At 40.5% G+C, this 26,492-nt stretch carries 12 protein-coding genes; 11 read left to right on the top strand and 1 reads right to left on the bottom strand.

The annotated features are described in order from the left end of the window. Positions 1 to 161 precede the first annotated feature (161 nt). The 8 genes from ABEG20_RS00830 (at position 162) to ABEG20_RS00795 (ending at position 13,733) form a co-directional block, all read left to right on the top strand. The gene (locus tag ABEG20_RS00830) at positions 162 to 3,362 is read left to right on the top strand and encodes a SusC/RagA family TonB-linked outer membrane protein (protein WP_406825527.1); all 3,201 of its coding nucleotides are present in this window, start codon (positions 162 to 164) and stop codon (positions 3,360 to 3,362) included. Between the two features lie 11 nt (positions 3,363 to 3,373). After that, on the top strand, positions 3,374 to 5,011 hold the full coding sequence (locus ABEG20_RS00825; RefSeq protein ID WP_406825526.1) for a RagB/SusD family nutrient uptake outer membrane protein: 1,638 nt from the start codon (positions 3,374 to 3,376) through the stop codon (positions 5,009 to 5,011). A gap of 152 nt (positions 5,012 to 5,163) precedes the next feature. Next, positions 5,164 to 7,494 (top strand): TIM-barrel domain-containing protein, encoded by a 2,331-nt coding sequence (locus tag ABEG20_RS00820; RefSeq protein WP_406825525.1) that lies wholly within the window; start codon positions 5,164 to 5,166, stop codon positions 7,492 to 7,494. 46 nt (positions 7,495 to 7,540) lie between these two features. Further along, positions 7,541 to 9,361 (top strand): GDSL-type esterase/lipase family protein, encoded by a 1,821-nt coding sequence (locus ABEG20_RS00815; protein WP_406825524.1) that lies wholly within the window; start codon positions 7,541 to 7,543, stop codon positions 9,359 to 9,361. Then, positions 9,321 to 9,746, top strand: coding sequence for an SxtJ family membrane protein (locus ABEG20_RS00810; RefSeq protein WP_406825523.1), 426 nt, complete (start codon positions 9,321 to 9,323; stop codon positions 9,744 to 9,746). The genes ABEG20_RS00815 and ABEG20_RS00810 overlap by 41 nt, the downstream gene beginning before the upstream one ends. A 13-nt stretch (positions 9,747 to 9,759) precedes the next feature. Then, positions 9,760 to 9,909 (top strand): DUF5989 family protein, encoded by a 150-nt coding sequence (locus ABEG20_RS00805; protein ID WP_406825522.1) that lies wholly within the window; start codon positions 9,760 to 9,762, stop codon positions 9,907 to 9,909. Between the two features lie 13 nt (positions 9,910 to 9,922). Beyond that, the gene (locus tag ABEG20_RS00800; RefSeq protein WP_406825521.1) at positions 9,923 to 11,683 is read left to right on the top strand and encodes a carbamoyltransferase; all 1,761 of its coding nucleotides are present in this window, start codon (positions 9,923 to 9,925) and stop codon (positions 11,681 to 11,683) included. A 193-nt stretch (positions 11,684 to 11,876) separates the two neighbouring features. Then, on the top strand, positions 11,877 to 13,733 hold the full coding sequence (locus tag ABEG20_RS00795; protein WP_406825520.1) for a DUF4859 domain-containing protein: 1,857 nt from the start codon (positions 11,877 to 11,879) through the stop codon (positions 13,731 to 13,733). A 236-nt stretch (positions 13,734 to 13,969) separates the two neighbouring features. On the opposite strand, the gene ABEG20_RS00790 is transcribed toward ABEG20_RS00795, so the two are convergent. Beyond that, complete coding sequence (locus tag ABEG20_RS00790) at positions 13,970 to 15,901, bottom strand: family 43 glycosylhydrolase (RefSeq protein ID WP_406825519.1); 1,932 nt, start codon at positions 15,899 to 15,901, stop codon at positions 13,970 to 13,972. Positions 15,902 to 16,651: 750 nt separating this feature from the next. Between ABEG20_RS00790 and ABEG20_RS00785 the strand changes: the two genes are divergently transcribed. The 3 genes from ABEG20_RS00785 to ABEG20_RS00775 all read left to right on the top strand — a co-directional run bounded on the left by ABEG20_RS00785 (position 16,652) and on the right by ABEG20_RS00775 (position 26,466). Then, complete coding sequence (locus tag ABEG20_RS00785; RefSeq protein WP_406825518.1) at positions 16,652 to 17,731, top strand: RICIN domain-containing protein; 1,080 nt, start codon at positions 16,652 to 16,654, stop codon at positions 17,729 to 17,731. A gap of 746 nt (positions 17,732 to 18,477) precedes the next feature. Beyond that, positions 18,478 to 22,503: a two-component regulator propeller domain-containing protein gene (locus ABEG20_RS00780; protein WP_406825517.1), complete on the top strand. Its 4,026-nt coding sequence runs from the start codon at positions 18,478 to 18,480 to the stop codon at positions 22,501 to 22,503. A 780-nt stretch (positions 22,504 to 23,283) separates the two neighbouring features. Further along, complete coding sequence (locus ABEG20_RS00775; RefSeq protein ID WP_406825516.1) at positions 23,284 to 26,466, top strand: SusC/RagA family TonB-linked outer membrane protein; 3,183 nt, start codon at positions 23,284 to 23,286, stop codon at positions 26,464 to 26,466. The last annotated feature ends 26 nt before the right edge of the window (positions 26,467 to 26,492 follow it).

Here is a 26,492-nt window from a genome sequence, read left to right as displayed (position 1 = left end):
GTTTGGATCGCCACCAAGTAATCTAACAATAGTACAACCAAGTATAAACCCAAACATTCAAATATATGAATTATTATGCATCACGCGTAAGTAGGCTCCTGGCCTATCTGCGTAAACCGCTACTGGTTATGAAATTAACATGCCTACTATTAGTTTCCTTAATGCTACAGCTCTCTTTGGCCAGTAATGGACAAACGGTTACACTTTCGAAAAAGAATGCAGCTGTTGAAAAAATTTTCAAGGAAATTGAGCGCCAAACCGGTTACCAGTTTTTGTATACCAGGCAAATGCTTAACGGAACCCACCCGGTGAGTATCGAAATTAATAAAATGAGTTTGGCTGAGGCGTTGGATCTTTCGCTAAAATCTCAACCCATCAGCTACAAGCTTGAAGATCATATTATCATCATTCAACGGAGAGCAATAGTTGAACCCACTACAAATAAAACAGCCGAAATCGTCGTTACAGGAAAGGTTACTGATGAGGCCGGTCTTCCAATCCCTTCTGTGAGCATTAAAATTAAAGGCACCAATACAGGTGTGCAGACAGCACCCAATGGAACCTACAGCCTTAAGGTGGCTAATGGCAGCGAAACTTTGGTTTTTAGCTCAATAGGCTTTACCACACAGGAAATAGCAGTTAACAACAGAACTGAAATCGATGTTAAGCTAAAGGCAGAAGCTAATAACTTAACGGATGTAGTGGTAATCGGATATGGATTGCAACGTAAAGGTGATGTAACCAGCTCCGTAGCTAGTGTTAAAGCCGAGAATTTTGTAAAATCGCCTGTATTAGATGCAGGTCAGTTAATCCAGGGCAAAGTAGCTGGACTAACTGTTAGCACGCCAAGCGGCGACCCTACTGCCGGCAGCCAGATCAGGCTTCGGGGCAATAATACACTCTTTGGCGCCAATGCCGATCCACTCGTTATTGTAGATGGTGTACCAAGCAGTCTTAAACTGGTAGCACCAGAAGATATTGAATCGGTAGATGTCTTAAAAGATGGTTCTGCAGCAGCCATTTATGGGGTACGCGGTACCAATGGTGTAATTATTATTACCACGAAGAGATCTTCAGGAAAGAACAGCAATGTAGTAGAATATAGTGGCTCTGTAAGTACCCAAATTATTGCCCGAAAACTCAATATGCTTACTGCCGATGACTACCGCAGGCAAATTGCCGAAGGAACACGTCTTCCGTCATTCGATCTTGGTGCAACTACAGATTGGTTAAAAGAGATTTCGAACAAAACACCCATTACCAACATCCACAATATTACTTTCCGTGGAGGTAACAGCCAAACCAATTACCTGGCTACCGTAAACTACCGCTATTTTAACGGAATCTTTAAAAAATCTGACAACGCTACGCTAACGGCTAGAGCAGACATCAATCATTCCATGTTTGATAACAAGGTAAAAATCAATATGGGCGTTTTAGTACAGAACAATAAGTACACCCAAACCCAGGATGGTGCCAGTTTCAATGGCAGTGTTTATCGTCAGGCTCTGATCCGTAACCCAACCTCTCCACTTTTTGGCAGTGACGGGCATTATTTTGAAGAACCAAACAATTTTGATTATGATAACCCTGTTGCGCGCCTTTTCGAAAGCACAGGCCTTAACCAAAACACTACACAACGTTTAAATTCTCAGATTACTTACAATCCGATTGCTGATCTTAAATTAAGTGCCTTAGGCTCATACACCAAGTTTGTTTCAAATGGCGGTTATTCAGAATCGAAATTCCACATTTCCAACATCAGAGACAAACTTAATGGCTATGCGTCACTAGGTTCTACTCAAAGTATAGACAGGTTGCTCGAGCTTACGGCCCAATACTCAAAAAAACTGGGCGACCATAGTTTCTCTTTATTGGGCGGATACAGTTATCAGGATAATTCGTACCTGAATTTCTATGAGCGGAATTATGATTTCCCTACAGATGCTTTTGGGTATTATAATATTCAGCAGGGCCGTGGGGCAAACCGCGCGTTAGATGCACTATTGGGAAGTGGCTATGCTGAAACCAACCTCATTGGTTTTTTTAGCAGGTTAACCTATAGCTATAAAGACAGGTACCTGTTAATGGCCTCTTTAAGAAGAGAAGGTGCAAGCCAGCTTTACGGTGCAGAAAAACCTTATGGTAATTTTCCTTCCCTATCTGTTGGATGGAAAATTACCAACGAAGCATTTATGAAAAATCAGACGATTTTTGATGACTTAAAGCTTCGCGCAGGATATGGTGTAACCGGTAACCAGCCGAACGATGGATTCCGCGCTGTGGCGTTATTGGGCTACGGTTCAAATGTATATTCTAATGGCAACTGGATCCAGACACTTGTACCTACACAAAACCCAAATCCGGCTTTACGCTGGGAAGAAAAAAGAGAGACTAATATTGGTCTCGATTTTAGCCTGTATAAAGGAAGAATTACCGGTACGGTTGATGCTTACAATAGAAATTACAATGGTTTGTTATTTGATTACCAGGTGCCTAGCCCACCAAACCTTTTCCCTAGTACAAGAGCGAATGTGGGTACCATGCAAAATAAAGGTATTGAGGCTTTATTAAACATTGTGGCGATACAAAACAAAGATTTTGAATGGACAACAAGCTTCAACTTTTCGACCAACAGAAATAAACTCGTTAGCTTATCTAACGATTTATACCAGGCCACAAACGACTTTTTCACTACCGGAGGAACAGGTCCGCCGGCAACCACTTTTACCAATATTGTGCGCGTTGGAGATAACATCGGAGATTTTTACGGCTTTAAAGTTAAAGGTGTAACGGCTGATGGTCAGTGGATTTATGAAGGTAAAAATGGTGAAGATGTTTCTTACAGCCAGTTCAATCATGCTTTTGAAGACAAAAAGGTACTCGGAAACGGTATTCCTAAATTTACAGGCGGATGGAACAATAACTTCAGGTATAAAGACTTTGATTTAAGCGTTACCATGCGTGGTGCATTTGGTTTCCAGATTCTCAATTTACAAAGAATGTATTATGAGAATACGGGTATTCAGAACTATAACCGACTGGCATCAGCTTACGATCCTGTTCTTGGCACAGCTGTCCTTAATAAAAATATGCCTGTAGAATTTAACAGCTATTATGTAGAAAACGGCGATTTCTGGAAAATTGACAATATTGTTTTGGGTTACACTTTTAACAAGCTAAAAACCAAATATCTTAAAGGTGCACGAGTATATGTTTCCTCATTAAATACTTTTACCATTACCGGTTATAAGGGTTTAGATCCCGAGGTGAACTGGAGTGGCCTGGCACCCGGCAATGATTCTCCAGATAAGTATCCAACTGCCCGTACGTTTACACTTGGTTTTTCTCTTACCCTTTAATCCTTTACATCATGAAAACAAGATATATATTGAGTACTGGCATCATGGCACTTGTGGTCCTGGTGATTAGTTTAGCCTCCTGCACGAAGCTAAAAGACGAAAACTACTCCGCATTTATCCAAAATAAATTTACCCCTAATACCGCTGATGTAGCAGCCCTGGTTGGCGCAGGTTATACGTATTGGAGACCTTTAATGCTGGGAAGAAGTAATAACTCTATCTTTCGTACCAACGAGATTTCCAGTGACGAAGCGGTAATACCTGCCCGCCCTAACGGTTGGGTTGATAATGGGATCTATCGCCGGATGCACGAACACCGATGGACATCTGATGAGGAAAACAGCTACCAGATCTGGAACAATGCCTATGGCGGTATTACTTCATGTAACCGTGTACTTTACCAGATTCAATCCAACCTGATACCAATTACTACCGGTAAAGAGGCTACCATAGCAGAGTTACGAGCCTTAAGGGCATCTTACTACTATGCCCTCTGCGATTTCTTTGGCGGGGTACCTATAGTAGATAAGTTTGATGTACCCTCCGGATTTCTTCCACAACAGAGTACACGTGCGCAGGTGTATGCTTTTATTGTTAAAGAGCTTACCGAAAGCCTTCCAAACCTGAGCAAGGCTAATACCCAGGCTACTTATGGCAAATTTAATTACTGGGCAGCCACTGCCCTGCTGGCTAAAATTTATCTGAATGCTAACGTATATATTGGCACTCCGGCCTATACCCAATGTATTGCCGCATGTAATGAGATCATTGCATCAAACGTATATACACTCGAAGCCAACCAGAAAAGTATTTTTCTTGACGCAAATGAAGGTAGTAAAGAAACCATTTTTGCCATACCCTTTGATGAAAAGTTTACTTCCGATGGTGCCAATGCCTTTACCTTGCACATGGAAACACTTCAACCGGAAAACCAGGCTACCTACAACTTCAAAAACTCGCCCTGGGGCGGAATCTGTGCCACACCACAGTTTGTAAGCACTTTTGACCCGGAAGATAACCGGTTAAAAGACAATTATGTACAGGGACAGCAATATACTGCTTCAGGTGCTGTTTTATTGGGAACGCTTGGCGCCAGTAATGGTAAACCGCTAATCTACATCAATGAGCTTCCGGGTGTTGATCAATCTGACGAGGTACATGGTTTCAGGTTAGGAAAATTTGAATTCAAGCCGGGAGCCCTGGTGGGAATGAACAACGATTTCCCTTTGCTAAGGTATGCAGATGTTTTAATGATGAAGGCTGAATGCCTGTTAAGAACAGGGGATGCTGCTGGCGCGGCTGCACTGGTTACACAGGTTCGTCAGCGATCTTTCCCGAGCAATCCTTCAAAAGCAATTGTAACAGGTAGCCAGCTACTGCAGGGCAGCGTATATAACTATGGCCTTCGCAATCATTTAACGTCTACGGTAGAGGGTGGCGCCGACATTCAGTACGGAAGGTTCCTTGACGAATTGGGCTGGGAATTCAATACAGAAGGACGGCGCAGGCAGGATATGATCAGGTTTGGTGTTTTTACCAAAAAATCCTGGTTATCACACTCGCCTAATGGAGATTATCGTACACTACTGCCCATACCACGTGCAGAGTTAGCTAAAAACCCGAACATAAAACAAAACCCAGGATACTAATCCTTATTACTGAGGCTGTATTGTAACATAGAGAACTGTCATCCTGAGCCTGTCGAAGGATCTCTAATAGGTCTGTGTAAGGCGTTTCGACAAGCTCAACGTGACAAATTCAGAAAAACTACCTTATAATACAGCCTCAAATTATATTAAATATGAAAAGAAAATTTATTGCCGTAATTACATTATTTTTGGGCTATCACATTTCCGTACAGGCTCAATCTTTTCAAAAAACTCCCCAGGGTATCCATACCATTATCCAATCGATGGATGTAGATGTCAGTTTTTATTCGCCGTCTATTGTAAGAGTTTTTAGAAAGCCCGAAGGGAGTCAGCAAAAAAAAGAAAGTCTCTCTGTTATAAAACTTCCTGAACAATTAACACTTGATATTCAAAACAATGGACAAAATGTAACCATTAGCAGTAAATTAATAACTGCAACGGTTAACCTACAAACGGGAAAAGTTTTATTTGAATCGTCAAACGGCAAAAAATTATTTACAGAAAAAGATTATGGCACCCAGTTTACCGCAATAAACGATGCCAGCAACCCAACCTATACGGTTAGACAGGCCTATTTATTAGACAAGGATGAGATTATTTATGGTCTTGGCCAGCAGCAGAATGGAAAATTAAACCAAAGAGGGCAAAAATTACTCCTTAAACAGGAAAACACGAAAGTTGCCATCCCTTTCTTCCAGTCGGTAAAAGGTTATGGCATTTTCTGGGACAACTATTCACCAACTACTTTTACAGATAATATCCAGGAAACTTCATTTGATTCGCAGGTTGGCAACTGCGCCGATTATTATTTTATGTTTGGCGGAGGTGGAGATGGTGTGGTGGCACAAATGCGTTCGCTTACCGGTCAAGCTCCGATGATGCCTTTATGGTCATTTGGTTTCAGCCAATCGCGCGAGCGCTACAAAACCCAGTTTGAACTTGTTGATGTGGTAAAAAAATACAGAAAGTTGAACGTACCACTTGATGGTATTGTACAAGACTGGCAATATTGGGGTAAAGATGATAACTGGAATGCCATGAGTTTCGACCCTACCACTTTTCCAAAACCACAAGCCATGGTAGATAGCGTGCATCAGCTTAATGCCCATCTTTTTATTGTTTCCTGGCCAGGTTTTGCACCAAAAACCCCGCAATACAAAGAGTTTAAATCAAAGAATATGCTCTTAAACTTTGATACTTGGCCACCGGGTGCAAACACAAAACCTTACGATGTATACAACCCGGCTGCCCGCAACATTTACTGGAGCTACCTTAGCAAAGGTATATTTTCACTAGGTATAGATGCCTGGTGGCTCGATTCCACAGAACCAGACCATATTAATGTGAAGGAACAGGATTTCGATCAACCTACCTATTTGGGAAGTTACCGGAGTGTAGAGAACGCTTTCCCGCTTCAGCACACAGGAGGTGTTTATGATCACCAAAGAGCTGCAAGTAATAACAAACGCGTATTACTGTTAACCCGGTCGGCATTTGCAGGTCAGCAGCGGTACGCAACAAATACCTGGAGTGGCGATGTTGGTTCTAACTGGCCTACACTAAAAAAACAGATACCAGCAGCATTAAACTTCTCATTAACCGGATTACCTTATTGGAATGGCGATATTGGTGGTTTTTTTGCGGGAGAATTTGTAAAGGGCGGTGGTGCAAAAAATCCTAATTTTCAGGAGTTGTATAACCGGTGGATGCAGTTTGCAACTTTTACCCCGATGATGCGCTCGCACGGTACTGATATACCAAGAGAAATCTATCAGTTTGGCACAAAAGGAGATCGGGCATTTGATATCCAGGAGAAGTTTATCAACCTCCGCTACCGTTTACTCCCATATACTTATGCTACTGCCTGGACGGTAACCCATCATGCAGGATCAATCATGCGCCCATTGTACTCACAATTTCCCAATGACCCTGCAGGTTTCGAAAACAGCTCGGAATATATGTTCGGGAACGCGTTTCTCGTAGCACCAGTTACTGATAAGGGGATGACAAGTAAAGAAATATACCTCCCATCTGCAAGCAAATGGTTCGATTTCTGGACAGGTGAAGAGTTTAAAGGCGGGCAAACGGTAAAACGTGAAACACCAATGGAAATTATACCACTTTATATAAAGGCAGGCTCAATTGTACCATGGGGTCCAAAAGTACAATACGCAACAGAAAAAAGATGGAACGATCTGGATATACGCATATATCCTGGCGATAACGGCGATTTTGTTTTATATGAAGATGAAAACGACAGTTACAACTATGAAAAGGGCGCATTTTCAGAAATCCACTTTAAATGGAACGATGCCACAAAAACACTTACCGTTGGGGATAGAAAAGGACAGTTTAAAGGTATGCTCGGACAACGCAAATTTAACATCGTGATGGTAAGCCAACAGAACGGAACAGGCATTGATAACCAAAAAGTTAACAAATCATTTAATTATAATGGCCGGAAACTTTCCGTTAAACTCTAGACAAAAAGCAATGCAGGTTTACAGAATAATATCTACCGTGTAAAAAATGGACAGGGGAAAACAGCTATACTTTAAGGCAGCGGCATTGTTGCTGCCATTGGTATTTTTATGCTTCATCGAAATCATGCTGCGATTATTCAATTATGGTTTTGATCCATCTTTGTTTATCAAAGATCCCGATCAAGAGGGCTATATGATGATGAACCCTACCGCCTCTTATAAGTTTTTTTCTACCACTGCCAATGCAACACAGGGTAACCGCGAACGCTTCAGCACCGTAAAACCCAAAAATACCTTTAGAATATTTGTGATAGGCGAATCGACCACTGCCGGCTACCCATACATGCACAATGGATCGTTCCACAGGTGGTTGCAATACCGGCTGATGCACCAATACCAAGACCTTAATTTTGAGGTGATTAATGTTTCACTTACCGCGGTAAATTCTTACACAGTAGTAGATTTTGCCAAGCAAATTGTTAACAACGAGCCAGATCTGGTACTGGTGTATACCGGACATAACGAATATTACGGCGCTTTAGGCATAGGCTCTACCAGCCAGATAAAAGGAAACAGCACCTGGATAAAACTGGTCATTAAACTGCGCCAACTTAAGCTGGTACAATTATCAGATCGCATCATTGATGCTGTTGCAAAACTTTCTGGAAGAAAAATTGATAAGCGGGAAAACCTGATGAAACGCATGGTAACCAAGCAGCAAATTGCTTATCAATCGGCTGATTTTAATCGTGGTATAGCGCAGTTTAGCAATAATATGGACGAATTGTGCCGGTTGTTGTCTAAAAAACACATTCCAACAGTTATCAGTACGTTAGTAAGTAACGAAAAAGACCTTAAACCATTTATCAGTGCAGGCAAATTTTCAGCGCAAAAGCATTACGCAGCTGGCCAAAAACAATACGCAAATGGTGATTTTAAAGCCGCGAAAGCAAATTTTGTTTTGGCAAAAGAGTACGATCAGCTGCGTTTCAGAGCACCAGAAAGCTTTAATCAGATCATCAGAAAACTGTGTAAGCAATATCCCGGCATTTATCTGGCTGATACCCGCGCCCTGTTTGAGAAAAATGAAACCGGTGGAATAATTGGTAAAGAAACTATTTTAGAGCATGTACATCCGAATTTACTGGGTTACGCAATAATGAGTGAATCTTTTTATCAGCAGATTAATGCCCGGAATTTAATACCCGCAAAAAAACAAAGCGAAATGTCCTTTTTGCAATTGCTGGCTAACATGCCCGTTACCAAAGTAGATTCGCTATATGGTGTGTATCAGATTATGATGCTCCGCTCGGGATGGCCATTTAACGAGCCAATAAATTCTTATAACCGTGGCAATTCAATTGAAGAACAACTTGCAGGCGCATTGGCTGTTGACAGGATTACCTGGAGAACAGCTATGGACGAACTGTATAAAACCGCTATGGCCAATGGCGATAAACGAAAAGCTTTAAAAGTTACCGAAGCGGTACTGCTGGAAAACCCTTACCAAACCAGCTATTACACTTATGCAGGCCGCCTGTGTTTTGAACTGGAAGACCTGGAAACCGCTGATTTTTATTTCAAAAAAGCTTATGACCTTGAACCAACTAGCGGGAATGCCAACAATCTTTTTCTGTTTTATTTTAAATCAGATCTACCGGAGAAAGCACTGCAATATAATAATGAACTAAAACATGCTGCTCAGCAAACCTACCTGGATACGCAAACGGAAGAAATACTAAAAAACATCATCAAACTCAAAAAACAAACGCGATCTGATAACATCAATGAATTAATTGCAAGCTATTATCATCAACTCAGGGCTGATGAAGCAGCAGCAAAATATACGAAGAAAAATAGCAGGTAACATGGGCAACAATAAAATAGAAAACAGAAAATTTGGTCTTATTTTAGGTGCTGCAGTTATTTCATTCTGCCTTATTTTTTGGAAAGGAACCTACCTACAGTACATTATGCTGTTACTATCTGCAGGGTTAATCATAACGGCTATCTTCGCTCCTCGATGCCTTGAACCCATAAAGACCATATGGTTAAAAGCTGGGAATTTTCTGGGATTGGTTAATGGTACAATTTTGTTAACCTTACTATTTATCTTCATCCTCAGCCCTATTGCCCTTTTGCTGCGCCTGTTTAAAAAGCAGAGTTTAAAAACAAAAAAGAATAGGCAGTTGGATTCTTATTGGGAAGAAGTATCGGGCCGGGCAACGGGTTCATTTCATCAACAATTCTAAATTAATACATACAATGGATACACTGATCGAATTTTTCCATTTTTTAACCCAGCGCAAAAAATACTGGTTATGGCCCCTATTTATCATTCTGATCATCTTAGGTGTCGTACTTGTGGCAGCGCATGGCTCTGTACTGGCTCCCTTCATTTACAGTTTATTCTAATCGGGCACACGGCATGGGCTATATTCTGGGAATTTCTGCTTACTATCACGACAGCGCAGCATGTTTGTTGAAAGATGCAGAAATTATAGCTGCAGCGCAGGAAGAACGTTTCTCAAGGATTAAAAATGACGAGTCGTTTCCTACAGAAGCGATAAAATTCTGTCTTAAATTTGCCAATATTTCCCTAACAGAAGTAGACCATGTTGTATTTTACGAAAAGCCGTTTTTAAAATTTGAACGTTTGCTCGAAACTTATGTTCATTTTGCCCCCAGGGGATTAAAATCTTTCCTAAAAGCGATGCCGGTATGGTTGAAAGATAAATTATTCATCAAAAAGAATATAGCTAAAGCACTCCATACAATTGATCAGAACTGGAAAAAATCTGGCACCATCCTGTTTACTGGTCATCATCATGCCCATGCGGCCTCTGCTTTTTATCCGAGTCCGTTTGAACAGGCGGTGGTATTAACGGTAGATGGTGTGGGCGAATGGGCCACAACAACGGTTTCAATAGGCAGTTCGACCCAATTGACTTTAAAAAAAGAAATTAATTTCCCCAACTCCATCGGTCTTTTATATTCTGCTTTCACCTATTATTTAGGCTTTAAAGTCAATTCTGATGAATATAAAGTAATGGGGTTGGCTTCTTATGGTACGCCGGTATACAAACAGCTTATTTACGATCATTTGATTGATGTTAAAGCGGATGGTTCTTTTCGCCTGAACATGGATTATTTTGATTACTGTACCGGGCTGAAAATGACCAATAAAAAATTCGACAAGCTTTTTGGCCATCCAGCCCGTGCAAAGGGCGAAGAACTGCTGGCATTTCATAAGAACATGGCAAGTTCCATACAAAAGGTAACCGAGGAGATCATGCTTAAGCTGACTCAAAGTCTTTACCAGGAATTTGCAATCGATAATCTCTGCATAGCTGGAGGTGTTGCTTTAAACTGTATCATTAATTCAACCATCAGGGAGCATTCTGGTTTCAAACGCGTTTGGACACAACCTGCAGCCGGCGATGCCGGTGGCGCATTGGGTGCGGCCTATACTGTGTATTACAGTCATTTATCTGGCATTAGAAATACAGATTTGCATGTAGATGGAATGAAACAATCACTGCTTGGTCCGAGTTATACACAAACTGAAGTGATTGCAGGACTTAGTGCTTATGGCCTGGATTACGAAAAAGTTGAACAGGACCTTTATTATCGCAAAATAGCAGCGTATTTAGCTGATGGCAAGGTAATTGCCTATTTCAAAGGAAGAACAGAGTTTGGACCAAGAGCGCTCGGTTGCCGAAGTATTCTCGCTGACCCCAGAAATGGTGAAATGAAAGCCATACTCAATGCAAAAATTAAGTTTAGAGAGTCTTTCCGTCCTTTTGCCCCCGCTATTTTGGAAGAATTTGCCGGTTTATATTTTGGCAAAAGCTCCAAAAACCGCTACATGTTGTTTACAGAAAACTATTTAAGCGATAACAATGACGATCAGGCACCTCATTTAGTTTTAATTCCGGGAGCGGTACATGTTGATGGGACGGCCCGGGTTCAGGTCGTGAACAAAACTTATCATCCTGATTTTCATCTGGTAATTACCGCATTTTATAACCTTACGGGATGCCCTGCAGTGATTAACACCTCTTTAAATGTAATGAACGAACCCATGGCCTCTAGTCCTGAAGATGCCATATGTTGTTTCTTAAATACTGAAATTGATATTCTGGCTATTGAAGGTTTACTGATTGATAAAAAAAAGATCGGGCTTTGATGAAATAAACATACTTGTTATTATAAATATCCATGTTACAAAACTCATCAAGCATGGAAAAATCGAATATGAAAACAGACAGGCGCGTAACCAATGTAATTGGTTAAAAATGAGTTATTTCTAGCTAAAAAGCTGTCATTATAGTTTTAGGGTTCTGGTTAATTTGCTGGATACATCAACTAATCCTAAAACAATGAACAACCTAACAAAATTAACGCTGCACTGGCGAATCCGTGCCGCACTTTCCTTGATCTTATTATTAAACTTTACAGCGTGTAAGAAAGCTCAGATAGAACCTGACCCTCTTGCAAATCAAACCAGTGCGAAAACAGCTACCGCCCTGCAGATTTATAAACCAAAATCTATGCAGAATATGGACTGGAACTCCACCGAAAGCGAATGGTGTTATCCCCGTTCCAAGCAATCTGACCACTTCATTTTGTTCTGGGGAAAAGGATATGGCAGCAACAATCCTTCCTCCACAAATGTAGATTCGAAATACCGGGTAGATATTGATGATTTGCTGGCCAAGGCCGAATCATTTTATAACTTAAATGTGAATACCTTGAAATTTGCCACTGTTGGGAACGGAACTTCAAAACTGGACCAATATAAAATGATGATCTTTTTATATTATGAGGATGGCTGGCGTGCAACTGGTTCAGGATACGACGATACCATAGGTGCATTGTGGATAAGTCCGCAGACCTGCCGGCCGGTTGGCTCAACAATCGGACATGAGATTGGCCATAGTTTTCAATATCAGGTATCCTGTGACTTAGGCACTTCTCATGGCTTCAGATGGGGTTTCGGAGGCAATGGAGCAGGTGGAAATGCCTTTTGGGAACAAACCGCACAATGGCAGGCTTTTATCTCCTACCCTGATGAACTTTTTAGCAGCTGGTTCGATCCTTACCTGGATAATTACCAAAAACACCTTATCCACGAAGATTACCGTTACGCCAACTACATGATCCATCAGTACTGGGCACAAAAAAGAGGTATTACCGTTATCGGCAAAATATGGCAGGCGTCGCAGAGTTTTGAAGATCCGATTCAGGTTTACCAACGTTTATACGGACTTACGGTGAGCCAACTAAACGATGAATTATATGATGCTGCATCTAAATTTGTAACCTGGGATATTGATAACATCCGCACGCTGGGTGCAAGCAAAATTGGTGCACATCATTATAAAATGAACCTGATGAGTGATGGTGCTTTCCAACCGGATCCAAGCTTTTGCCCGCAAACAACCGGTTACAATGTGATGCCTTTAGAAGTGCCTGCAGCAGGTACAATTGTTACAGCCGCATTTCAAGGCTTGCCAAATGCCCCGGGCTACAACCAGGTAGATGCCAGCATAGCCGGCTGGAGGTATGGTTTCGTTGCCTTATCAACAAATGGTACCCGAAGCTACAGCCCCATGTTCTCAAGTGCCACCGGAAATGCAACATTTACTATTCCGGTGAATTGCAGCCGCCTTTGGTTTGTGGTATCCGGCGCCCCTACCCGATATAATCCGCATGCCTGGGATGATAACAATACCAATGATGAACAATGGCCATACAAAGTAAAATTCCAAAACACCAGTTTACCGGGTTACAATAATCAGGCACCTAAGGATGCGGCTTTTAGTTACAATCTTGAAGTAAAACGAAGTACCACTTCTTACGATTATGCCACAGCCGAAATTGATATTGCTAAACTGGCTTCTGCCTTTCAATTACCTAAACAAGATATTACCAACAAAATAGGAACCGACATTAAATTTTACGCACTTGAACCTAATAACAACCTGAATGCTACCCTCACTGCCAATGGCTACGGACAGTGGTTCGATGCCAATGGTTATGTAGTTAGCTACAGTTCGGCTAATTCACGTGTGTTTTGTGAGTTTGATGCACAGAATTTTAAGTTAAGCGCTGGTCAGTATCCTAACCGTGTGAATACAGGTGATAAATACACCATGAAACAGGCGTTGGTATATACTTTAGCTTCAGGCAGTAAAGTGACCGCTACCTTCACTGTTAATTTGACCATAAAATAGTGGTTTCGACCTAATAAAAAACTGCCTGAATCAATAAGAAGATCCAGGCAGTTTTTGTATTGTTTGATATCTATGTCGAAAGCACCTTAGCCCGGCCGGCACTATTACTTCTTCATCATGGGCTTGGTGGCACAGCGGCCGCCAGCATACTATTGCAATTCCAATTACTCTTTTCCCAGTGGCCTCACACTGACCACAAGTGTACTTAAAGTGATATCTCTGCATTAATTTTTAAACTACCTCTTCCCTACGCCCTCACTCGTCATCATTACTCTTTTAAGTGTTCCATCTTTGTTGTAAAAAATTTCATCTACACAAACGGATCTGTTATTGCTTCCACCTCCAGGCTGTATGGCCCCATTGTGATAAAAGAAATACCATTTGTTTTTAAACTCAATGATAGCCTGATGGTTGGTATCACTATTGCCTGCAATTTCATTCAAAATACCTTGGTATTTCCAAGGTCCATCAAGGGATTCGCTCGTCGCGTAGGCTATTTTTTCCGGGAAACCAGTAGCATAAGACAGGTAGTAAGTCCCCTTTTCTTCATGTACCCATGGTGCTTCGGTAAAGTTAAAACCTTCAAAATTAATCCTTTTTACAGCACCATCAATTTCGATCATATTTTCTTTTAATTTAGCATAGTAACATTCACTATTTCCCCAAAATATCCAGCCCTGTCCTTTTTTATCCACAAAAACAGTTGGATCAATACATGCCCAATAATTTTTGGAATCATAACAATCTTCATTGGTTAAGAGGGGTTTTCCAAGCGCATCTTTATACGGACCTTCAGGTTGATCTGAAACCGCGACACCTATGCCCAATGCATTGGTGCTGATATACCAATAATATTTGCCGTTGCGCTTAATCACCTGACCTGCATAAGCATCGCCACCTTTTGCCCAAGAAAAGTCGGAAAGCTTTAGCGGAACAGGGTACTGTGTCCAGTTTTTCAAATCAGTTGTTGAAAAAACCGACCAATCTTCCATTTTAAAAGTTTTTTGCTTCCCGCCTGCATCATGCCCTGTAAATAGCCATAATTTCCCCTGGTCTACAAGCGCTGCCGGATCTGCGGTATACTGGTGCGTGATGATCGGGTTTCCATCAGCTACGAATTGAAACCGATCGGCAGGAAGTTTAGGAATAAGCAATTCACCGGGCATACCTTTCCAGGTACTATTCAACTGGCGGGCTTCCCGGGCGGTGATCCCGATCACACTTCCATGTCTTGGAAAAAAATTTTTGGTAAATGACAATGGAGCATCGCTAAAGCTAAACAGATCGGTGCTCTTCTGGTATTCATATCTACCTTTTGTATATAAATCATACATCAGTACATAATCCGGAGAATCGTTCAATTTAAAAATACCTGATCCTTCCACCGGAGTGCCCGTTCCGGCATAAGCGTCCAGATATTTAAAATCTTCTATCCAAGGCCCCTGCAATGATTTCGAAGTGGCCTGCAGGATTCCATTTTTCACTTCCTTTCCATCTACCTTGGTATTTCCTTTATAAAAGAAGTGATAGATCCCGTCTTTGTAAATAATATCGCCATCAATACCACCAAATTTTGGGCTAAACATTAAAGTTGGCTCCTTTTCAAAACCTGTAAAATCTTTGTTGGCATAAGCGCAATAAAAATCAAGCTTTTCGTTATCCTCAAACCTGATGGTAAAATACACCAGATGTTTTTTTGCTATCGGATCATAAATTGTTTGCGGGGCCCATACCCACTTCACTTTCGCAAAAGTTGCAGGATATTCCTTTGCCAGGTCAACAGCACTATGGGTCCAGCGAATTAAATCTGAAGATTTCAACATGACTATTCCCGTATTCCTGGCCCAGCCATTTTTATGGGTGTTCATATCCGTTGCCGTGATATAAAATCCGCTTGCATCTTCTTTTCTGAGGATATGTGGATCGCGGATGCCGCCAGAATTAGCAATCGTATCCGATTTTATTATGGGATTATTTTGATTCAGTGCAGCCCAGTTTATTCCATCAGCGCTCGCTGCAAACCGGAGCTGCTCTTGTCCATTGCCTGGTCCTGATCCTTCAAAATAGGCAAAAAGATACCCTTCAAATTTCTTTGGATATTTCACTTCTTGCGAAAAACCGCTAAAAAAAACAATTGTCAACGCGACAATTAATAAAATAGATCTCATGTAATAATTCATAATTTAAGTTGGGTATTATCAATAAGGCTTTTACAAAATTACCCTATGATATGCTGATTGTTTAATGGATTAATAATAATTGGCTAGAAAATATTTAACGATTATCTGATTGATTGCCTGCAATTTATCAATAAAATAAATAAACGTATAAATAACATTTATTTTTAATTTAAAGAAACGCAACGAAAAATTTTAATATATCGCTGAAGATTTCTAACTGTTGGCCTATCAAATGCCCATTATATATTAAATAGCCAATGATACATAAGCTGGTCCCGTAACCATAAAATAAACATGATTAGGACGGAGCAAAGCCAATACAACTGTGAATGTAATTACTTTTCACACTTCGTTATTTAAATTAAGATAAAATGATTGATTTACCCCCCCAAATCGATTAATTTACAACCCCACCCGTGGCTGATTGTATATTATTTTTGAACTACAGACGTAATAACTAATACACTCCTGTAATCACCTAACCAAATATGATATGAATCGAAAATGTCTACCAAGATCAGCAGTAATGCCAAAAAAGTCGAGTACGGGCAGCAAAAGGTACTCCGACTAAAATTTCTTGTTATTGAAAATAACCTATTCAATATCAACAAATTAAAATTTCATTGCTAACACCCAGAGATTTTTCAAATTCAAAAATTTTACGCCTTTGGGATACAAAATCTTTGATAGTCGCGTAAACTATCATAAAAACAAACTCAACCCAACTTAAATCAAATTATGAAAAACAAAATGCTTTTTAAGTATGCAAGTATGATTTTACTTGTCTCCGTATTGACTACCAGCTGCAAGAAGGCTGCTGAGATGGCTTCCAATAATGGAGAAACGTTCAATGCGGCAATAACCAAAAAGAAAATTCAAGCCATACAGGCTATTGAAATCCCACAGGCACTTGCAAATGGAACCTTTTACATCATGAATAAAACCAGCAGTAAGGTGATAGATGTACCTGGAGGACAAAATGGGAATAATACCAGTGTATGGCAGTGGGGCGGAACAGGTGGCACTAACCAGCAATGGAAACTGACAGCCTTAACGGGCGGATATTACAGTATCATTGGAGTAGAAAGCAATCGGGCTTTAACTGCTGCGGATAATACAGATGGCGGCAATATTCAGATAAATGATTATAACGGCGCCAACAACCAGCAATGGCAGTTTGTAGCATTAGGAAGCAACTATTATCGCATTGTAAACAGGGCAAGCGGAAAGGCATTGGATTTATGGGGCTCCTCATTGGAAGATGGTGGAGATATCAACCAGTATGCTTCACATAGTGGCGAGAACCAGCAATGGGTTTTGGTGAAAACAAAATACAACGGGCAGGTTGGCTGGACATGGACATCAACTAATGGCGTTCCGGCTGATGTGATCACCAGAATAACCAATGCAATGAATGATGCCTGTGCACGTTATAATGCCGGTGCCGATTGGGACGCCAGAACCCTTAATGTATCTTACAATACAGGTGTGCCAACAGCTGAAGCTAATGTGAATGGCAGCATCAGTTTCGGTGCAAATACAAGTTATCAGAATGTACGTACGGCGATGCATGAAATGGGCCACTGTTATGGCGTAGGACAAACCGGAGGTTGGTATAATCTGACCAATGGAGGAACATACTCTGGTACAAATGGTATTGCCACCATCAGGGCGTTAGAAACACCTACCAGTAATATTAATGCCGGAGGCGGCCACTTCTGGCCGTATGGATTAAATTATGACTCTGAGTGGTCAGAAACAGGTGCATTCAGACACGTTAAAGTTGTACGTGCCATGGATTTAGACGGCGTTTATTAGTTAGTTAGATAGATAGCTTATGGGAGCGTTAAATGAATAACTCAGGTTATAAATTGATGCTCCCTGGCTATTTTTATTAAAAATTCTGCCCTTTTTGGAAAAACAATCTTCATAGCAAAGATTGTCAGAAGAAAAATAGCCGCCTAGTATGATCAGGACATCTTTTCCTTACGCCTTATAAGGAGGTTCCCTTAAGTATCTGTTTATGGCAGCATGCCAAAATCCCTTTGCCTGATATTGGTATATCCCATATACAATCAGGTTAAACGCGATATCCTCGACCCTGAGTTCGAGATTTGCTGTTTTGTCCAAATACCTTCAGCATTTCTTTTGCACAGGCAGTCTTGCCCTGCGCCTTACAGCGTTTTCTCCTTTCCAAAATTTCCCTACTTGTTTTCCTGCTTAGCAGACTGTACCAGAGCGTTCTATCAGAATTGCGCAGTAAATATCATTTTGTATATTTTTTTGAGAAAGACAATGGACAACAACCAAATGAATCTTTTAGCATAATTATTAAAAATAAATTAAACGTCATCATAACATTTAACTTTAAATAACTAACTTAGTGTAAACAATGTGCAGCTTAAAGCTGATCAATGTTGCTAACCAAATTTACACGTCTAACCACGATAGGATCATAGATTCTTCATGGAAACTAATGTTTTAAAAGTTGAAACTACATTGATATGCATGAAATCTTACTGAATACTACAAGTCAGATTCTTTTTAAAAAAAACTGACAAATTATGCCAAAATACCTGTCGTTATTATGCTGTTTACTATTGATCACCGGGCGTATCAAAGCCGATCAACACGATGAGCGCCTGTTTAGTATAAATGAAGGACTTTCTAATAATTCGGTAAGGTGCATGTTTCAGGATCATTATGGTTATATGTGGTTTGGTACTTACGATGGACTGAACCGCTATGATGGAAGTGCTGTTAAAGTGTTTCGTAACCGGCTTAAAGATGATTATTCACTTCCTCATAACTATATTTATTGTATTGCCGAAGATGCAGAAAACAACATTTGGGTTGGTACCGGGCAAGGTGTGGCCATATATCATGCGCAAAGCGGAAAATTTTCACCGGCAGATTACACGTTCCGGCGGGGGAGCAAACCTTTCAGATTAAAGGGTGCGGTGAATACAATAATCCGTGACTCAAAGGGTAATTTATTTATTGGGACAAATGGGGTCGGCATGTTTTACAAAGGCAAGCAGGACAAATATCCTTACCAGATATATAACAGTGACAAAAAACAGCCACTTAACAATGTCAATATAACCAGTATAGCGGAGGATGATCAGCACCATATTTGGATCACCATCAGCGGATTGGGACTATATTACTTTGATCGCCAGCAAAAAAAAATGATTCTGGTAAATGCAGATACGAAGCTTACCAATTGTATACTGGCGAAGGGAAATTATTTATGGGTTGGAACCAGAACGGGCCTGTACCAATTTTCGGTTATTTACGGCAACAAAAACCCAAAAGTCTCAACCGGGAAAAAGCTTTCCAACGGAAACATCTTGTCGCTTCTGTTAAATCCCGGATACAAACTCTGGATAGGAACTGAAGGCCGTGGTTTGTCCACCATGGATATAAAGACCTTACGCATTAGCCAAACCAAACTTACATCGCAGAGCGCTGCATATACCGGCGGAGAGACCATACCGTATATGTATTGTGATAAAGATAACCGTAAATGGATAGCCAGATTAAATGGAGGTGTTGTTATTATTGACAGTACAAAAAAGTATTTTCAGACATTCAGTAACAGCCCACTTACCCAAAACAGCCTGGTACACGATTATGTATCCTGCCTGGATGAAAAAGTTAACGGCGAAATTTGGGTTGGAACAGATGGGGGCGGCATGAGTTTGTACGCTCCAAAAACGAATAGCTTTACCCATTTCAGGCACGATCCAGCTAAACCAAATTCTTTAAGCAATAACCTCGTTACGAGCATATTAACAGACAAAAAAGGAAATACCTGGATAAGTACTTTTGGTGGTGGTGTTAACCGATACCATGAAAAAACCCAATCCTTTAAAAGATATCATTGCATGAATAAAGAAGGGTTGGAGAGCAATTACATCTGGCTTATTTACCAGGATCATGAAGATAATATTTGGGCAACCGCAGTTGTTGATGGAGGAATATACAGATTGAACACTAAAAAAGATCAGTTCGAACGCTTTGATGGCAGCCTCTCTGACCTAAATGCACTTAAAGAGGATTCTTTCCATCAGCTCTGGGCGGGCACCTCATACGATCTGATCAGGATCGATACTCAGGCGAAGAAACACATTTATTATCCCGTGGGCAAACCCGTTAGGGCAATATTCGAAGATCGCGACAAAAACCTCTGGCTCGGTACCGAAGGCGGTGGTTTGATACTTTTCGATAGGGTAAAGGGAAAAATAAAGGCACAGTTTTCTGATGCAGAAGGTCTGTGCAACAATTCGGTGCTTAACATTCTTCAGGATAACCAGGGCTATCTTTGGCTCAGTACTTACAATGGCTTATCCCGGTTCGATCCGGTGCATAAAAAATTTAACAATTATTATAGTGAAAATGGCCTGTCCAGCAATCAATTTTCTTACAATGCCGCTTTGCGGCTAAAATCCGGAGAAATGGCATTCGGTAGCGTCAAAGGTTTTACGCTTTTTAATCCGAAAAACTTTCAGGCAAATACGGCAAAACTCCCAGCCCCTTATCTGTATTCCGTATATGTGAATAATCAACCCGTTAAAGCGAACGATGAATTAGTAGACCAAACCAATCAGGAAAGGATTTCCGAAATAACCGTACCCTATAATGATGCGGTCTTCTCTTTTACTTTTTCTGCTATAGATTTTGCAGACAGCGGTACAATAAAATTTGCATACCATCTGGAAGGAGGTAATAGTGGATGGATGGAAACTAAAGCGGCTAACCCGGTCACTTTTCTTCGGTTAGCAGATGGCAAATACATCCTGCACGTTAAACGCAATAATTATATTGGTGAATGGGGGCCGGATTACCGCCTGCTTGTTATAAATGTACGGCCACCCTGGTACCGCAGCTGGCTGGCTTACCTTTGTTATGTTATTTTTGGATCTGCTTTGATATATGCCTACAATGGTTACCGGGTGCGTCAGGCCAATCTAAATTACGAAATCAAAACGGCCCACCTAAATGCACAAAAAGAAAAAGAGCTGAACGAGAAAAAGTTTGCTTTTTTTACCAATGTTTCGCACGAGTTTCGTACACCATTAACCTTGATTATTAATCCGCTAAAAGATTATATGCATCATCATCCCGGCTCTGGCAGTAAAGGAGGCCTTGATCTGGTGTACCAAAACGCAAAACGATTGTTGAAACTGGTAGATCAACTACTCCTCTTTCGAAAGGTTGGAGGGGAGAGTGAAGATTTAAAAATTTCCAGGCTTGCTTTTTACGAAATCTGCAAAGAAGTTCACAATAGTTTTTCTGGACAAGCAGCGTTAAAAAACTTAGACTATCAGTTTATTTGCGCAGATAATGCCGTAGCGCTGTACGGCGACAGGGAAAAGATCCAGGCCATCCTTTATAACTTAATTTCTAATGCCATAAAGTTTACCAAACCTGATGGTAAAATTATCATGCACTTATGGGAAACGGAAGATACAGTAGAATTAAGTTTAAAAGACAGTGGAATTGGTATTGATGGCGATGTTAAAGAAAAATTGTTCGATCGGTTTTATCAGGTCCGGGAAAACAGCGAAGCCCCGGGATTCGGGATCGGCCTCTACCTGGTAAAGCAATTTATGGATCAACATGGCGGACAGATTTCTTATGAAAGCATAACTGGAATCGGGACTACATTTTTTCTATCTTTCAAAAAAGGGAAAAACCATTTCGGCCACCTCCCGATTTCCGAAAATCTTCCAACGGAAATCTACCAAGCCGAAAATCCAGACAAACAGACTCCACCAACATTAAAAGCGGATCCAAATCTCCTCCTGAATGTACAGGACCTCATCCTGATTGTGGAAGACAACCAGAGTATCCGGGAATATATTCAGAGCATATTCAAGAATGATCACTTGGTTATTACCGCTTCCAGTGGAAAAGAAGGACTTGAACAAGCCATCCAACATTTGCCCGATATCATCATCAGCGATATTCTTATGGAAGATGGAACAGGGTTAGAATTATGCACATCCATCAAAAACAATCCTTCACTTGGACACATTCCTGTAATTTTATTAACGGCATTATCCGATCCCGAAAACAGGCTAAAAGGTACCCAATGTGGTGCAGATGATTATATTACCAAACCGTTTGAGAAGGAATTGCTAATGGCAAGGGTTAAAGCGCTGTTAGAAAACCGCACCAAACTCCAGCAATATTTCTATAATGAGATCACTTTCAAAAAACAAAACTTCAAAATCTCACCCGAATACCGGGAGTTTTTATCAACCTGCATCAATATTATTGAGCAGAATATTGCAGATGAATCTTTTAATATCAAAAAGTTCTCGCAGGAAATTGGCATGAGCCATTCGGGCCTGTACCGAAAGGTAAAATCCATTTCCGGTCAATCAATAGCTGGTTTCATCCGCTTTATCCGCCTCAGAAAATCAGCTCAACTGATGGTCGAAACCAACTATACCATTAAAGAAATCGCCTGGGAAGTAGGTATCAACGATATCAAGTATTTCCGTAAACAGTTTAGTGCATTATTTGGTATGAACCCATCTGATTATATCAAAAACTATCGAAGCACAACAAAAAAATAAATTTGTCGAATTAAAATTTCTTCTTTCCTCGCAAAGAATACTGCAGTCCTGGTTTGTCAATGCCAGCGCATTCGTAAGACGTCTTTTGGTATTTTATCAAGTTCAGGAATTCTTCTACCACACTTAATTGGTAAACGCTAAAGAAAAATCGTATCGCATCACAAATTCAAGGTTCAAATCAGTTGATTTTGATTTCGCGCAAGTCCCATAGGCCTTCCTGTTTAACAGCCAATTTTAAAAACTTAGAAGATTAAATACATTTTTTCCTGATGTATTATACCAACAATTATCATTGTTTTAGGGGCTAGAAAAACCATAAATAATTGAAAAAGACACTAAACATTTAGTTTATCATAAAAGCGATGATTAAAACCGCTTTAAGTAAGCGCAAACGCGAAAATTGGCGATTTACCCCCTCTTATTTGACCGATTTATTCCCTCCCTTAACATCATCTCATGCTAGCTTAGGGCTCATAAAATGATCGTAACCAAACTTAACTGAATCTTTTAATTAGCAGATATCAACAACAGGGAAAGTAGCAATGCCTTACCTATTGTTGTATCAACAGGCAGTATGCTGTACATAAAACATTTGTACAGGCTAGCCTTATAACCAATATAATATAACAGCACTAACCAAATAAACCAGGCATCAAGAGAAACCGGTTTGATTTCTATAACCAAATTATAAATCAATATAAAGCCTATGCATAAAAAACAATAGTATATCCTTAGTACTAAATGATTCCAAGCATAATTATTAACTCCAAATAGAACTATATGAATAACCAAACTTTACAAAAAAAAATTATTCCCAAAATCCTGCTACTGTTTCTACTGGTGGTACCATTCATCAGCTATGCGCAAAACAACGAAATTGTTGTCACCGGAAAGGTGAGTTCTGATACCACAACAATTGTTGGCGTAACCGTACAATTAAAAAATTCAAAAAAAACAGTATCTACAGATTCCGAAGGAAAATACGCCATAAAAGTACCCTCAGATGGTATTCTCGTTTTCAGTTACACGGGTTTCGAAAAGCAGGAAGTTCCGATCAACGGTCGGCCTGTGGTTAATGTGATGCTAAAATCGAGTGAAAACACACTTAATCAGGTAGTGATAACCGGTTTTGGTGGTTCGCAAAAAAAGGCAAGTGCCATCAGTTCTATTACAACAGTCAACGTAAAAGATCTAAAAGGTCCGACCGGAAACCTGACAAATACCCTTGCTGGTAGAATACCCGGAATGATTTCCTTTCAACGCAGTGGGGAGCCTGGTTTGGGGACAGACAACTCGTCATTTTTTATCCGTGGCCTTTCTACATTCGGTTCAGGAAAACAAGATCCATTGATTTTAATTGATGGCGTTGAATCATCAACTACCGACCTTGCCCGTCTGCAGCCTGATGACATCTCAGACTTTTCGGTATTAAAAGATGCAGCTGCGGCTGCAGTTTACGGTGCCAGAGGAGCGAACGGAGTTGTACTCGTAAATACAAAAATGGGAAAAGAAGGTGCAACACAATTTTTTTTCCGTGCCGAAAACCGCATGTCGAGCAATACAGAAAATTTCAAATTAGCAGATAATATCACTTATATGCGACTGGCCAATGAGGCATTGCTTACCCGATCGCCATTGGCTAAACCCACCTATAGTGAAAGCAAAATTAACCATACCCTTGCAGGAGACGACCCTTACCTCTACCCCAGTAACGACTGGATGGGTCAGATGATCAAAAAGCGAACGCTCAACCAAAGTTATAACCTTAATATTAGTGGTGGTAGCGCACGTACCAAGTATTATATTTCGGGCACCTATAACCAAGACAATGGAGTTTTAAAGGTCGATCCTATCAATAATTTTAACAGCAATATCAAGCTGGCCAACTATTCGATCCGTTCTAATATCAGCCTTAACCTCACCAGCACCACACAATTTAATATTCGCATGTATGGTCAGTTTGATGATTATAACGGACCAATTGGCGGTGGTCAACTATCATTTAACAATGTACTTTGGGCTAATCCGGTGATGTTCCCTGCCCTTTATCCTAAATCAAAACTACCTTATGCAGACCACCCCTTATTTGGATCCGGCCGTATTGTAGATGCGGGAGGAATGACTACATCACTTTATGTAAATCCATACGCAGAAATGGTGAAAGGTTACAACGTATACAAAACCTCCAATATACAGCCACAGCTTGAACTTCAGCAAAATTTAAATGCCATCACTCCGGGGTTAAATTTCCGAACAATGGCTTATTTAAGAAGATATTCATTCTATTCGGCAGACCGGAGTTATAATCCTTTTTATTATGAAGCTATTGTTGACCCGACAACGCTTGATTACAGTTTAAATGTACTGAACAGCGGAACTGGCGTAACTGCAGGAACACCGGGTACAGAGTATCTTGGCTTTCAACAGACAGGGAAAAAGCTCGATTCGCGTTTTTGGCTTGAAGGTGCACTAACTTATAACCGGACCTTCAAAAAACATGCTGTCAGTGGCTCCCTAATATCTTTTATGTCTAATTATGAAGCTGCTGATGCCAATGACCTAACGGCATCTTTACCGCAACGTAATCAAGGTATTTCCGGCCGTTTCTCTTATGGCTTTGATGACCGGTATCTGGCAGAATTTAACTTCGGTTATAACGGTTCAGAACGTTTTGCAAAAAATAACCGGTTTGGCTTTTTCCCTTCTGCGGGTATAGGTTACCGCATTTCTAATGAAAAGTTTTTCAAGCCATTAAAAAGTGTGATCGATCAGCTCAAGTTCAGGGCTACCTATGGATTAGTTGGAAATGATCAGATCGGTAATATTGGCGACCGTTTTTTCTACCTGTCTAATGTTAACTTAAATAATGGTGGCTACGGTGCATCATTTGGAACCGGAGACGGAATTCCATTTTATAGTCGTCCGGGTATTTCTATTTCCAGATATGCAAATAACAACATTACCTGGGAGGTAAGCAGATCCTTGAACATCGGTATGGATTTAACTGCATTTAAAGATCTCAATCTTACCGTAGAGGTATACAAACAGTTTCGTTCACAAATATTGCAACCAAAATCCAGTGTAGAATCTGCCGCTGGATTTGAAGCTTTGCCCTTTGCTAACTTTGGAAAGGCTGAAACACAGGGTGTCGATTTTACAATGGCCTATCAGCGTTCTTTTAGCAGTGGCGCCTGGATTAACGTACGAGGAAACTTTACCTATGCAACCAGTAAATTAAAAGTAAGTGATGAAATCCAGTATGCCCCCAATATCGCTTATTTATCAAGAGTTAACCAGTCCCTTTCACAAAGCTGGGGGTTAATAGCCGAAAGATTGTTTGCAGATGAGAAAGAGGTAGCCAATTCCCCACTTCAATACGGAGATAATACGCTGCGTGGAGGGGATATAAAATATAAGGATGTGAATAAAGATGGGATCATCAATGATGACGATATGGTACCGATCGGTTATCCACAACAGCCTGAAATTATTTATGGTTTTGGAATATCCAGCGGATTTAAACGGTTCGACCTGAGTTTCTTCTTCCAGGGTTCTGCCAGGTCTTCATTTTTCATCAATCCGGATAATACGCAGCCATTTTTCATGAATGGTGGTTTTCAAAACAATTTACTTCAAGCTATAGCGGATAACCATTGGTCTGAAGATAAACAAAACATGTATGCTTTCTGGCCAAGACTCAGCACCAATCGCATTTATTCCAACAATAGACCGTCTACATGGTGGATGCGCAACGGTAATTTTCTGCGCCTGAAAAGTGTTGATCTGGGATATAATATTCCTGAAATAAAGGCGCTGAGGTTAAGGAGTACGAGAGTATATTTTTCTGCAACTAACCTATTCGTCTTCAGCAAATTTAAAATGTGGGATGTGGAAATGGGAGGCAACGGACTAGGATATCCGGTTCAGTCTGTCTATAGTATTGGCGCTCAATTTAACTTTTAAGTAAACACAAGACACTTTCATATGTA

The organism is Pedobacter sp. KACC 23697 (assembly GCF_045348445.1).
In the GTDB taxonomy this organism is placed as follows: Bacteria; Bacteroidota; Bacteroidia; order Sphingobacteriales; family Sphingobacteriaceae; genus Pedobacter.
Note: the sequence above shows the minus strand (reverse complement) of the source record. Positions and strands in the feature narration are given on the sequence as shown.